Annotated in this window: 14 protein-coding genes and 1 pseudogene; 3 read left to right on the top strand and 12 right to left on the bottom strand. The window is 35.0% G+C overall.

What is annotated here, in order from left to right; translation table 11 throughout:
- The 10 genes and pseudogenes from SAZ04_RS20760 to SAZ04_RS20715 form a co-directional block, all read right to left on the bottom strand.
- Positions 1 to 220: pseudogene (locus SAZ04_RS20760) on the bottom strand (SDR family oxidoreductase); the annotation flags it as partial.
- Positions 221 to 687: 467 nt separating this feature from the next.
- Positions 688 to 1,104 carry a hypothetical protein gene (locus SAZ04_RS20755; protein WP_332699111.1) on the bottom strand — a complete coding sequence of 139 codons (417 nt, stop codon included), beginning with the start codon at positions 1,102 to 1,104 and terminating at the stop codon, positions 688 to 690.
- 281 nt (positions 1,105 to 1,385) lie between these two features.
- A complete protein-coding gene (locus SAZ04_RS20750) occupies positions 1,386 to 1,571 on the bottom strand; it encodes a hypothetical protein (RefSeq protein WP_332699108.1) in 186 nt (61 codons plus the stop codon).
- A 200-nt stretch (positions 1,572 to 1,771) separates the two neighbouring features.
- Positions 1,772 to 2,128, bottom strand: a complete 357-nt coding sequence (locus tag SAZ04_RS20745) for a hypothetical protein (RefSeq protein WP_332699105.1) — start codon at positions 2,126 to 2,128, stop codon at positions 1,772 to 1,774.
- Between the two features lie 206 nt (positions 2,129 to 2,334).
- Complete coding sequence (locus SAZ04_RS20740; protein WP_332699102.1) at positions 2,335 to 4,155, bottom strand: peptidase G2 autoproteolytic cleavage domain-containing protein; 1,821 nt, start codon at positions 4,153 to 4,155, stop codon at positions 2,335 to 2,337.
- A gap of 653 nt (positions 4,156 to 4,808) precedes the next feature.
- A complete protein-coding gene (locus SAZ04_RS20735) occupies positions 4,809 to 5,486 on the bottom strand; it encodes an ABC transporter ATP-binding protein (protein WP_332699099.1) in 678 nt (225 codons plus the stop codon).
- A 15-nt stretch (positions 5,487 to 5,501) separates the two neighbouring features.
- A complete protein-coding gene (locus SAZ04_RS20730) occupies positions 5,502 to 7,016 on the bottom strand; it encodes a hypothetical protein (RefSeq protein WP_332699096.1) in 1,515 nt (504 codons plus the stop codon).
- Between the two features lie 10 nt (positions 7,017 to 7,026).
- Positions 7,027 to 7,824, bottom strand: a complete 798-nt coding sequence (locus SAZ04_RS20725; RefSeq protein WP_332699093.1) for an ABC transporter permease — start codon at positions 7,822 to 7,824, stop codon at positions 7,027 to 7,029.
- Between the two features lie 125 nt (positions 7,825 to 7,949).
- Complete coding sequence (locus SAZ04_RS20720) at positions 7,950 to 9,245, bottom strand: sensor histidine kinase (RefSeq protein WP_332699091.1); 1,296 nt, start codon at positions 9,243 to 9,245, stop codon at positions 7,950 to 7,952.
- Positions 9,246 to 9,248: 3 nt separating this feature from the next.
- A complete protein-coding gene (locus SAZ04_RS20715) occupies positions 9,249 to 9,965 on the bottom strand; it encodes a LytR/AlgR family response regulator transcription factor (protein ID WP_332699088.1) in 717 nt (238 codons plus the stop codon).
- Positions 9,966 to 10,199: 234 nt separating this feature from the next.
- Between SAZ04_RS20715 and SAZ04_RS20710 the strand changes: the two genes are divergently transcribed.
- The 3 genes from SAZ04_RS20710 to SAZ04_RS20700 all read left to right on the top strand — a co-directional run bounded on the left by SAZ04_RS20710 (position 10,200) and on the right by SAZ04_RS20700 (position 12,108).
- A complete protein-coding gene (locus SAZ04_RS20710) occupies positions 10,200 to 10,346 on the top strand; it encodes a sigma factor-like helix-turn-helix DNA-binding protein (protein WP_332699085.1) in 147 nt (48 codons plus the stop codon).
- Between the two features lie 89 nt (positions 10,347 to 10,435).
- Positions 10,436 to 11,218 carry a class I SAM-dependent methyltransferase gene (locus tag SAZ04_RS20705; RefSeq protein ID WP_332699082.1) on the top strand — a complete coding sequence of 261 codons (783 nt, stop codon included), beginning with the start codon at positions 10,436 to 10,438 and terminating at the stop codon, positions 11,216 to 11,218.
- A gap of 134 nt (positions 11,219 to 11,352) precedes the next feature.
- Positions 11,353 to 12,108: a class I SAM-dependent methyltransferase gene (locus SAZ04_RS20700; RefSeq protein WP_332699079.1), complete on the top strand. Its 756-nt coding sequence runs from the start codon at positions 11,353 to 11,355 to the stop codon at positions 12,106 to 12,108.
- Between the two features lie 120 nt (positions 12,109 to 12,228).
- Here SAZ04_RS20700 and SAZ04_RS20695 read toward each other — a convergent pair whose 3' ends face one another.
- Both SAZ04_RS20695 and SAZ04_RS20690 read right to left on the bottom strand, forming a co-directional pair.
- Positions 12,229 to 12,780: a nucleoside/nucleotide kinase family protein gene (locus SAZ04_RS20695; protein ID WP_332699076.1), complete on the bottom strand. Its 552-nt coding sequence runs from the start codon at positions 12,778 to 12,780 to the stop codon at positions 12,229 to 12,231.
- Between the two features lie 163 nt (positions 12,781 to 12,943).
- A partial coding sequence (locus tag SAZ04_RS20690) for an SDR family oxidoreductase (protein ID WP_332699073.1) occupies positions 12,944 to 13,473 on the bottom strand: 530 nt, incomplete at its 5' end.

The following is a 13,473-nucleotide window of genomic DNA, read 5'->3' as shown; positions in this document are numbered from 1 at the left end:
CCATATGAGCAGAATTTACTCCTATATTTCTTAACTCTTTACATAAGATATTTGGAAAATCTTTATCTAAACCATTACCGTTAGTCTCATCAAATAGAGACCAATGTGTAAAAAATATATCTGCTCCAGCGTTCGCAAGTGAGCGACAAATTGCTGCCCCTATTCCTTTTGAACGACTTGCACCTGTAATTATTGCAACTTTACCTTTTAGACCAGTCATTAGTTATCCTCCTAATTTTTAGGTGCTAAGAGGTGAATATAAGAGATGTAAAATTTCCTTGAAACACAAAAAAGCAGATACAAAGGTATCCACTAGTGCTCTTAGGTATTAACACACCAAGCGACCCTTGTTAATGATTTAAAAATAGACATATTTCACCCGTTACAGGTTAATATTCTATTCATTTTGATAATCATTACAAGGTTGTACACATGTTGAGTTGAATCCCCTTCCATTTACATCTCTACAAAAAAGTGTACAGGAAAATTTCTCATTAAACAACCAGAATAACAAAATATGGTATTACTTTCTCTTACTCCACAATCTGGCCCTTAAATGAAAAATGAGCACTACCCTTATTCAAGAATAGCGCCCGATTGTGGAAGATCAACTATATTATTAAAGGCTGAAGAACTGCTTTCGCTTATTGAACTATAGCTCCTGTTAGAACAATAAAACCCTTGCTATTATTTTTCTCGAACAATAATTTCATAAGGTTCGTTTCCTTTAATTACATTATCTGTGACTGCTGATTGCACAATATCAGCAATCATTTCTTCAATATGTTTAATATTCGTATTGTCCCCCTCACTTACATCTACATTTATGAGTCGTTTTGGAAAATTTTCAAGGTCATATTCAATCGAATACAAACTTACATTTTCGTCAGATTTATTAACTTGAATATATTGAGCTAATTCCATAGTTGCTTTATCAAGTTCAGCCATATACTCTTTGCCTACTTCCACCCCTTTTTCGTTAATCTTAATTTCTTCATCAATGACTCCATTACCACTTGCATTACTATTTGACACAATTTGAAAAACTACCATTACACAGATTAATGTCAGAACAACTAAACCAATATATATAGGTTTTCGCATATAAACACCCCCTTTATATAAAGGGATGTCCAAATATCCAAAATATGTTATATTTTTCGCTTTTTATAACATTCTTCTTTCATTAATATGCTCGTTTAGGGGTAGTACCAGCGAAGATGTCACTACCCGCAATAAGGGGTAGCGTCAGGAAAATGCGGATTTACAACGCTAAGCAAATTACAGCATAGAAAAATCGGTTCCTTTACAACGATAGGAACCGATTTTTTTAATTGGCTTATTTCGCTAACGCACCCGTTTGTTTAATAAGAAAAGTCTAATAACTAACCTTTATGTATTTTATCAACTTTCTCTTCAATTCTCTTGAGTTGTTCCTTAATGTCTTCAAGGCTTTGATGTGACTTACCGTTGTTGTTAGGATTCCATATCCATTTAGCTATTAAAATTATGAGTGTTATAAGTAAGATAGGCATGAGTAACGCCATTAACACATCGAGAACTGGAAACATAATTTAACCCTCCCTATACTTTATCCCATATGTTAACCTTAACATTTAACATCTCCCTTGTGTTAAAAATCCCCACAACTTGTTAAATTATCCTGCCCGTTAGTTTAAGTGAAAATATTCACAATCTCGTTAGCGCAATAAGCCAAAGGAGCTGCCGTTACGACAACTCCCTGTTCAACTCTTGCACCCGTAAGTTGAAATCAAAACTTTAAACCAGCATACATTCTGGCTGATGAAGAAGGAGAAAATCTCACTTTATATTTAGTACCAAGTTCTTTCTTCACTTTTTCAGTAAACTGTTGACCTAGTTTATTATGCTTATTTTCCAATTCAATTCCGTTGGGACGCAACGTATCTGTACTCCAATCAATCCATTCACCATATTTCATTCCCCATTTCATAAGTTCTTCTTTTATATCATCTGAAATGGGAACTTCATCAATATCAAAATTACACCCACATTTATTACACCAAATAGGGTCTGTATCAACATCACCTTCAACTTTTAATTCATAAGTTTCTTTATGTTCACAAAAACATCGCATAACAATAACCACTCCTTTATGCCTCCATTATTAAAGAAAAGCGCCCTTTTCATGAAGAAAGACGCTTTCCTTATTTCAGAAAAGCGCCCGTTTTACAGGATCCGGATACACAATTCCCAGTACAATTGATCCTACCATAATATTTGTTAATTTTATTTTACTGGACGGAAATTTATTTTAATGGTATTTGGTAATCTCATCATCTTGTGAAAATATTATTATGAATGTAATAATTTTTGTTTTTGCTCGTTAAACTCTTCTTCTGTTAAAAAATCTTGTTCTTTTAACTTTGCTAGTTTTTCCAACTTCACAACAGGATCAAGGTCATTTCTTGAAGGCTGAGAGTTGAGCAATACCAAAATTTGATCCGGTTCTGTACGCATCATCACTCGATAGCCTTCACTTGAAGTGGTTGCTATACCCTCGTCATTGGGCCTGCAATATCCGCCGACTTGACACGATCCATCGTCACGAACCAAGACTTTTCCTAATAAACCAACAGTCACCCATTCAGGTCGCTTGAGACGGGAAACATATTCTATTTTGGGGTCCCAATCAGGGTTCAGAATCGGCTGGATTTCTTTTCGTTCTGCGATTATTACATTTCCTGTTTTATCTGTTTGCGCAGGGACTGTTACCTCATGACGCTGGACTCTTCCCCATTTATCTGTCACAAACTTATCTTTCCAGCGCATTTCTCCACTATCACCAATCAAACCAGGAGAAGTACTTGTAACGCCTACAATATACGTATCATCCTTATTTGCTTTGCGTATCTTGTCGTTTGCCCCGTCAAATGTTACAAAATACCCTACATTAATTGAATTACCATCTGCGGTTTCAAACATTTCCGCATAGTCGGCCCCTCCAGAAACAAAAGTCCCATCTATAAACATATTGCCGCTTGATGCCAGCCATTTTGCCCCTAACGCTCTATTATCATCATCAGTTCCGTTCCCGATAAACCAGGAATGTTCTTCCTCTGCATCACCAAACTGTCCCATGATATGAGCGCCGTCAAACCCTGCTGTATTAGTACCAAACCCTTCCGCATGAGAAGCATTGCCACTGGCGGTAGTAAATGCTCCTTCCGCATGAGAAGCGCTTCCACTGGCGATTGTAACTATTCCTTCCGCATGGGAGTCAAAACCACTGGCGGTTGTAAATATCCCTTCCGCATGCGAATCTCTTCCACTGGCAATGGTACCTAATCCTTCGGCATGGGAAGCTTCTCCACTTGCGGCTGTATTTACTCCTTCCGTATGAGAAAAGTTCCCACTAGCAGTATTTGAAATCCCTTCCGCATGAGAAGCATTGCCACTTGCCGTTGTAGAGGTTCCTTCCGCATGGGAATGAGGGCCGCTAGCTGTTGTGCTATTACCTTCCGCATGAGAAGCAGTTCCACTTGCCGTTGTAGAGGTTCCTTCTGCATGAGTTGCGAATCCGCTCGCAGTCGTTCCTACACCTTCAGCGTGTGAACTATCTCCACTCGCTAAGGTAGGGGCAGGGTCGCCAAATTGGTCAACTGCACCACCTTCCGCGTGGGAAGCTCTTCCAGTAGCAGTGTTTCCTTCTCCCTCAGCATGTGCATTCAGACCTTGTGATGGGTCTCCTGCATCTCCTGTCGTAGTATTTCGTCCTTCGACATGAGAATTTTCTCCGAATGCTTGTGTGTCTCTTCCCTCTGCATGAGAAGCATTTCCACCTGCTGTCGTTGTGTTTCCTTCGGCATGAGAGTCATTTCCACTTGCAGTTGTCCCTTGCCCTTCCGCATGAGAGCGAGCTCCACTGGCGGTTGTAGCTCTGCCTTCCGCATGAGAGCGAGGTCCGCTGGCGGTTGTAGCTCTGCCTTCCGCATGAGAAGCCAATCCACTAGCGGTTGTAGCTCTGCCTTCTGCTACGGAGCATCCATTTGTAGCATCTGTTATAATACACCCATTAGCACAACATGGTTCTGGAGATTGCAAAGTACCTATTTCCTGGGCTTGAACCTCTTCCTCCTGATGTTCACTGGACTTTATTTCTTTCTGATCAGACATTAACCATTACTCCCCCTTTCCAAAAATAACCATTTTTGTTTTGGCACAAAAGTTTTTTACGGACCTATTCATTCAAAAGTCCCTTCCTCATCCGTACGGGAAGTTGTCCCATTAGCCGTTGTACTTAATCCTTCTGCTTCCGAACAAGCTCCAATCGGATTTTGATTACATTCATTGGATATGATTTTTCCTCTTCCTTATGAAAATTGTTTGAAAACTCATTAAGAATCCTATTATTACGTTATGTTCCAACAAAACAGTGGTATAGACAAACTTATTAGTTTCGAGGAAATTTCCATGTATGACCTTTATTACGATCGATAAGTAAGGGGAGAATAAAACCCCATTTTTTTATACAACCTTTTATTCAATTAAATGGCCCGTTTGTGGAACAAGAAAAAACCCTGCAAACAGGATTTTTATCAAATTTTTTTAATTTAGGTCTTGATAAATTCTAAACTTCGCATCTTTTTTATAAACATCGTGACTTTATTTCAAATCTACATCTACACCAATTCAGCATGAATATCCAATTTTATTAAAAAGCCCATTAAATAGCCCTTTTCATAAAAAAGGAACGCTGTTCTTATTACAGAAACGCGCCCTTGAATAGCTAATCTGTTTTATTAGTTGGTTTTATTATAGTCCCTACTTTATTCCGAACGTTTAAAATAAATCGACTTCAATTCTTCTGTTAAATGCTTCAGTTCTCCATCAGCAATAATATACACTTCATCGCAAAGCTCTTCAATATCTTCAAAGTGATGACTTGTTAGTAAAATTGTTCGATCAGCAGCTTGAAGTGACCTTATAATCTCCTTGATATCATTATATGTTTTATAATCTAATGCATTAAATGGCTCATCGAGAATTAGAATGTCTTGATTTTCCATGATGGCTTGAGCAATGCCAAGTTTTTGCCTCATACCGAGCGAATAATCCTTCACTTTCGTTTTGTTATCTGGGTTTAATCCAACAAGATTCATCGTTTGTTTAATTTGTGTATCTGTTATTTTTTTATTAATCGCAGCTAAATACTGAAGGTTTTTAAAGCCACTATAAATCTCAATATATCCTGGTGAGTTAATGAATACCCCCACATTTTCTGGAAAATCAATTCCTGCTCCTAACACTTCATCACGAATTTTTACCATTCCTTCGTCTGGACGAATAAATCCACAAATCGTTTTAAATAATACCGATTTTCCACTTCCATTGCCACCGACAATACCGACTGTTTTCCCCTTTTCAATTTGTAGCTTAATATTTTTCAAAATAGTTTGTCCCGAAAATTCCTTGGACACATTACATACTTCGATTACGTTTGTCATGAATGAACCTCCTAATTAAAAAAAGCGTTTGTATGAACGACTAATGAAGATTAGTAGTAGGCTGAATCCGAGTATTAATACTGTAAATGCTCCACTCAAAGGTATGCCTGTCGAACCTTCAAGTATTTCTAGTCTTGCAATAGTTGCTAAACCTGCAGGATTATATGAAAGCAACATATTTGGTACTATATTGAGTGCGTGCATTGCCATGACAATTAAATAAGAAGCCGTCACATTTTTTAGCCAAATAAATAATAAGAAAAACATAAAGAACAATGCGCTAAATTCCAATATTTTCAGGCAAATAAAAATGGGCCAAATACTCATTTGAATATTTTCGGAAATTTGGATTGTATGGGCTATCCATGTTTTATTTGACAAATAGTAAAATATAAAAAGGAATGCAAAAGTTAAAATAATATAAATGATATGGAATATGAGTCCATTTAAAACAATCGCGAACAACCATTTCTTTTTCTGTTTGATTCGCATAAAGACAGGCAAATTATCATCTGAACACCAAGTTTCTATAAATAATGCAAACAAATATAACGGCGTTCCATAATAAATGAGCTGCTCTAAAAAGGTTAACAAATGAAAGTTACCTATTTCCTGTCCATAAAAAAAGCGAAGTATATAATCTTGTAATGACTCTTCCATCCCATTCATTGCTTTCCATATCGTTAAAATCCCTACAATTACACATAGCAATAAAATGATTTTACGTGTCCATAATGCTTGTGCGTAATAATAAAACAATCCTTTACCTGTCACTTTCCAAGACAGTGATAACTTACGAGACCAAGTAAACCGAATGCAGATGATTTGGACGTATACCAACACAATCATTCCTGTAACTGACCACAAAACACCATTTTCCATCGCAAAATTGTGATGAAGTATAATGTAGCGATTCAACGTAATAAAAGGTAGAGAACCTATTGTAGGTATTTTAATACTGATAGCCATAATCCCATAGGCAAGTAAGACCATTACCGTCACCACTCGTCGATCGAAGAAATGAAAAATAGTTAAGATGGACACGCCAACAGTAGCTAAGCCTACCATCATATATACACTACTACTAATCGTAGCCAATAGAGGCGTCGATAAGACGGCTTCAAAATAGTAAAATAGTTCATTTTCAGATGAACTATTCAAAGGATAGACATTCCCCTGAGGTAAGCCAATTCCCATTATGACTACAATGATGATTTGTAATAAAACAAAAAGGATCGCGTAAATCGAGATGGCTAGCCATTTTGTATAAAAATAACTTGTGAAATTTCGGCAGCGAATTAATAAAAAAGGTGTATCTTCTTCCAAGTTTCGAAAAATAGATAACAAAAAAATGGGCGTCATACAGTAAATTAGTAAATAATGTTCCGTTAACATTCGTAAAACAAACACTTCATAATTATCGAAAGTGCCTTGCCGTTCTACTATAGAAAATAAAATGAGGATAACAGCTAATAACAACAGAGGAGCCCCGATATACTTTCGAACATCTTGTTTTAAGATCGAAATCATGCTTTGCCTCCTACATCGTGTAAATAGATTCTTTTACTTTAAATTTCATATACACGACATAAAGGATGATGATGACAATGGCTAACATGGGGCCAATTATAAATGAAGCAGGATTAATAGCTTCGACAGAGATATTTGTTGGTTCAAAAGCCGTAACTAATCGTAAACGTTCAAGATGTAAAATCGAAAGGATAAAATTTTCCAATATCACATAAACAAAAGGACCTGTTAATATGACAAATAGGTTTTGGCTATACAGACTAAACACATATCCCATCGTTGCTACAATAACACAAATAAACCCTTTCCAAACACTTAACAACAATCCGTATAATAGTGGTGATTTTGTAAATAGTTCTCCTGCAAAATGTGTTTGTAATAATCTTGGTGCAACTTCTCCTGTTTGAGGTGAAACCCAAGTATAGGTTACATCAATCGGCTGAACTCCATAAAGAGCTGTAACCACACCAGCAAAAGAAATGATGAACATAATTAAGAACGAACTACCACTGATGACAATCCACTTCGATACCAAATATTGTTTTTTACTCGCTCTCGGTAAGGTATATTTTAAGAAGCCATTTTTACGCTCAAAGTACATGAGCCAACATGTCGGTAAAACTGCAATGAGTGGAAATATAAAATTAATTATTCCAAACCCAACTTCCCATACTTCTAACTGATGTTCTAATGCATAACTTTTATAGATGGTGCTACATAAAATAATCGACAATAAAGTCCCTACTATGATTGTTAGTAAAATCGGCCTTTTTAATTTACGCCATTCCAGTATGATTAAATTTCTCATCGTATTCCTCCATTTCGTTGATTTCACTATATCGAAGACATTTACCCGAAACAATAGGCTAGAAACAAACAAAGGTTTTAGAGGAACGTATTATTTTTCGTTCCTCTAAAACCTCTATTTATGCATTAAAACTGGATACCAATCGTAATCATTTGCCCATTCTTTTGATCATTTCGTGCGATAATTTTTCCGCCATATTGCTTAGCTATTTGTTGGACATTATATAATCCAAAGCCTCGGTTGTTCGAATGGGTGGATTTCGTCGAATACCCGAGCTTAAACAACTGCATAAATTGTTCATTCGTCATATACTCAGCTAGATTACTTACTGTCAGCTCGTATCGATCATTTAATTGCACCATTCGAATTAAAATTGTGTCGCCTCTGAAACAAGCTTCAATGGCATTATCGATCAGAATACCGAGAACTTCAATTAAATCATAATCTTCGCATGGAAAGGCTGAAACCGATACTGAACGTTCAATCTTCAATTTCATATTTAACTGTTCTGCACGTTTCATCTTCGTATAGAGAAAGCCTGCAATCACTTTATGATCCATATTCAGAAGCTCGTGCTGTCCACTTGTTAGTTGCACGTTTTCTACATACTTTGAAACCTGTTCTCGTGCATCCTCCATATTCCCAGTTGATTGCAAAATACTTGAAATGGCTAACAATTTATTCGAAAACTCATGTTGTCTAGAACGGACTTCCGCAACTAATTCATCAATAATTGGAATATATTTTTCAATTGCTTTCATTCGATTTTCCATTACCTGAGCCTTTTTTTGTTCATAAAAGACCCAACTAAGCATTAAAAGCACAATCAAAACAACGAATTCTATAAAAATAGGTTGAATTATTAGCCCGTTTTGATTCCGTGATGACAGAATAATATACAATATAAAGAAAAATACACTAACAATTATTAATTTAACAAAATGATTGAAATCATTGCGTATATAAGCTGAAAATTTTTTCTTCACGAGCCAATAAAAACATATTGTTAGAATAAGTATTAATGGGCTAATGGCCATCCGACTAATTGTGAATAAATCAATCGTTGCGACAGTGAATAATCGTATTAAGAACCATATAATAAATCCGAGCATTGTAACAAAGATAATTTCAATATGTGATGCTTTTAAAACAAAGCTATTCATTAATAATGTTAAAAAAAGTAGACCAATTAGACCTGATATCCTTTGAACAGGCAAAATCTCAAAATCCCTATGTAGTACTGCATTCATATTACTGCTATCAGTATTAAACAGTGGCTGATCTAATAGGAAAAATATCAAGATGACTACAAGCCATTGGATTGCTCCCTGTTTAAGGCTGAGCTTCTCACACCCTACTAATAACATAATCAAAAAGAGCGAGATTACATCAAGTGCTGTTTCAAATAATAACAATACCATTTTTCAACTTTCCAAGACTTGACTGCGATATTTAAGTCCAATTGGTAATGGAGCTAAGCAATGGCGAAGCTTGACTAGATTGTCTGCTTTTTGAATTGCTTCAATATACTTTTTATTGAGTATATAGCTTTTGTGGCATTGTACAAAGGGCCCATCGTCTAATAATTTCAGCATGGCTTTTAAAGAATAACCTGCGATTTTTTCTTGTCGGTGTTCCCCTTGTTCAGTTAGCAGATGAATAACCATTTTTTTACCGAAAGATTCAATATATAAAATATCTTGTAATCGGTATTCGAAAATAAATCCTTTTTGTTCAATCCTTACTGTTCGTTCATCTGTTTTCGGTTGCTGCAAGTAGTCGAGTACCTCTGCAATAATTTTCTGCACTTCCTCTTTTATGTATGGTTTCATTAGATAGTGATAACATTTTAATTCTCGATATGCTCGTAGTTCTTCAGTCACAATAGCTGTTTCAAAAATGATTGGCGTATATTTATATGTCTGTATAGAGCGTAGCTGTTTAACTAAATCTGTACCTTTATAATCGAGTAGTTGAATATCGACGATGAATACATCAAATTGTTGCTTTTGTGCCATAACCAAGGCATCTGTAGCACTGACTGAAAAAGAAAGTTGTAAATCTGGATCTAATTCAAATAAAGCATGCTCCAAAAACTGTTGAATTTTTTCATCATCTTCTATTATTAAAATATGTGTCATTTTAAAAGGCTCCCTATTTCTATCAATCTCTGTTAACCACATATATATTATAAGCACATCCTGTTTACGTATTGCAATCAATCTATTAGTTGACAGCTAGTTAAAGTTTACTGCCTCTTCATTTGTATAACTTTGAGCTTCGAATCAATTTCTAATTATTCCTTTATTCAATTAAATGGTTCTTTACATAAAGAAAGGCACTGTCCTTGTTACAGAAAAGCGCCCGTTCGAGAAGTGATTATTCTTTATTATTATGAGGAATTACCGATTGAAGAAATTAGCGAGATACTAAAAATAAATAGAAACACAATTAAGACTAGCTTAGGTAGGGGTAGGGATAAATTGAAAAATATGGTAGGGAGGTGTGGATATAATGAATGATAAGCTTCAAAACTTACGTAAGGCAAGTTGAGGAAATAAGAGAATTTAATGGTAAAATCTACATATAGAGTTTTAGGAGGTTTTTAGAGATGGCATCTTTATACGATCATATTGGTTTAGCTTATGATACTACTCGTAAAGCTGACCCTGAAATTTCCAGACGTTTACGAAATCATTTGCAAGTATCGAATGGATGTAGAATACTTGATATTGCTTGTGGAACGGGTAATTATACGGTTGCTTTAGAAAATACGGGCTTACATATGACTGGAAGTGATATTTCGATAGAAATGATTAAGAAAGCAAGAGGGAAATCAAAAACAATAGATTGGGAAGTAGCGGATGTAAACAAACTACCTTTTGAGAGTAACGTCTTTGAAGGAGTAACTTGTACATTAGCAATTCATCATTTTGATGACCTTTTGACCCCATTTCAAGAAGTTTTTAGAGTCCTTGATAAAGGTAGATTTGTCATTTTTACTTCATCTCCTGAACAGATGAATAATTATTGGCTTAAAGAATATTTTCCAAAAACTATTGAAATCTCCGCCAATCAAATGCCAAATGTAGCAGAAGTCAGCAATACATTAAAAACAGTTGGATTTAATATCGTCGGTCATGAAACGTTCTTAATACAACCTAATTTAGAAGATTTTTTCCTTTATAGTGGCAAGTATGAACCGAAAATGTATTTAGACGAAAAAGTACGATCAGGAATTTCTACATTCGCAAATTTAGCTTCAAAAGTCGAAGTTGACGAAGGTTGTAATAGGTTAAAAAAGGACATTGAAACTAAGAAAATTGAAGAGGTTTTAAACAAATTTAGTAGTAATTTAGGTGATTATGTTTATGTAATTGCTGAGAAGAAATAGTAAATTTTATCAATGGGTGCATTCCTACAACAAGGGGTGCTTCTTTTGTTATTGAACAAACATGGCAGGATACTTTAAGAAGATTAAGAAGTAAAGGGAATGGACTTAAAACAAAAGAAAAGGGAGGCTTTAAAATGAAACAAAATGTTGGTACAGAAGAAGCGATTAAAAGGTGGAATGGTTTTGCAGATACATATTCAGAAAATCATACTGAACAAGGAGACCTTCATAAAGAAGTTTTTTTAAATCCCACCTTATTTTCACTTATGGGAATTGTAAATAATAAAAGAGTTTTAGATGCTGGGTGCGGTGAAGGGTATTTAAGTAGAATTTTAGCCAAGTCTGAAGCCACTGTAACAGCAGTGGATTATTCTCCAATAATGTTAGAAATTGCCAAAGGAAGAACTCAAAAAGATTTGTTAATTGATTATAGACAGGGTAATTGTGAGGACTTGAATACTTTAGAAGATGAAAGTTTCGATTTAATAGTATCCAATATGGTCATTCAAGACCTTGCAAATTATGAAAAAGCATTTCAAGAAATGTATCGGTTATTAGTAGATGGAGGCAGTTTTATTTTTTCAATTTTGCATCCTTGTTTTGTTACTCCAGAATGTGGTTGGGAGAAAACAGAAAGCGGTGAAAAGTTGCACTGGAACGTAGATAAATATTTTTATGAAGGTGCGTATGAACAAGGTTTAGGTGATAAAGAAAAAATGTTATTCTTCCATAGAACATTAACAAGTTATATAAACACTTTAATGAAAACAGGTTTTGTCTTAGAAAGCATAGTAGAACCGAAGCCATCAAAAGAGATGCTAAAAAAATACCCTTCATTTGAAGAAGATTTTAGATGTGCTGACTTTATAGTTTTTAAATTAAAAAAATAAATGGTTTAAATTAGAAATTACCTTGTTTAACGGGTACTTTTCTTTAATAGACATTAATAGAAGATTTTCCACAATCGAGTTCTTTTCTGAAATAAGGAAAGCGCCCGTTTGTGGAATATGCTATAAACCTCTATCTCTTATTTCCTTTATGATAAGCTTAACAATTTTATCAGGAGAAAATGTTCCGTCTATAACAGTGTCTGAATTGGGTTTTATTGTAGTTTCCATTTCTAAATAAGCTATTCTTCCATTATTCAGATAAAAATTTAAATCGTTATGTATTTCTGTTATTGAATTATTTTTGTAATCCCTAATTAAACGCCTAGCCATTGCTACATCTAAAGGAGTGTCAATATAAATAGAAAGATCAATAAGTTTTTTCATTTTATCATTCTTATATGCGAACGGATAGTCGAGCAATATGTAAGAGGGTACTTCCTTAGAATTTATTAAAAAATCAATATCTGAGAGCAAAGGATCCAAATTCCATAGGTTATAATCAGCTCCTTCTTTCACCCAATTAATTAAATCTTCGGGTGAATCTTCAAAGTCATAATCATCAAAAAACAATTCTTTTGAATTCTTCAATTTAAGACCTAATTTCTTTGTTATTGTAGTTTTCCCTCCACCAGACACAGCTGCAATTGAAATGATTTTTGTCCTTATTGTCATTATAAAAACTCCTATCTATCTGTATAACTCCACAATCCTACCCAATTGCTTATTACAATTATTTCAAAATTATGGAGTTAGCTCAATCTTTTTTTCCATTAAAAAGACGCTTTCCATGCTCAGGAAAAGCGTCTTTTAATTAATAGTAGGTTCCTTTTTCTTTCTATTTACCTAAAAATCCACCGTCGGATTTTATGATTTGTCCTGTAATCCAACTAGAATCATCGCTGGCTAAGAATGTTATTAACCGTGCTGCATCTTCGGGTACTCCTATACGTCCTGTTGGGAATAGTGGAAGTAAATGATTTCTTATTTCCTCATTTATCCAACCGGAATCAGTGGGTCCAGGATTTACAGAATTTACTGTGATACCGATGGACGCTAATGCAACTGATAAAGGTTCAGTTATTGCAATCACCATCCCTTTAGTTGCTATATAAGCTAGATTGTTTGGATCTGGACCTTTAGATATCATATTAATGATTCGACCATCTTTTCTTTCAGAAAATGACTTTTCAAACCTTTTAGCAAATTCTACAGACAACATAAGTGTCCCACTGTTGTTCACTTTGTAATGCATGTCCAGAATTTCTGTATTCAATGTTCGAAAATTTGTAGGCGATTCAAAGGTAGCATTGTTAACTAATATACTAGGTGTACCTAACGTTTCTTCTACCCTATCCATAATAAGAC

Source organism: Halalkalibacter lacteus, assembly GCF_036663595.1.
GTDB classification, from domain to species: domain Bacteria; phylum Bacillota; class Bacilli; order Bacillales; family Bacillaceae_D; genus Halalkalibacter; species Halalkalibacter lacteus.
Note: the sequence above shows the minus strand (reverse complement) of the source record. Positions and strands in the feature narration are given on the sequence as shown.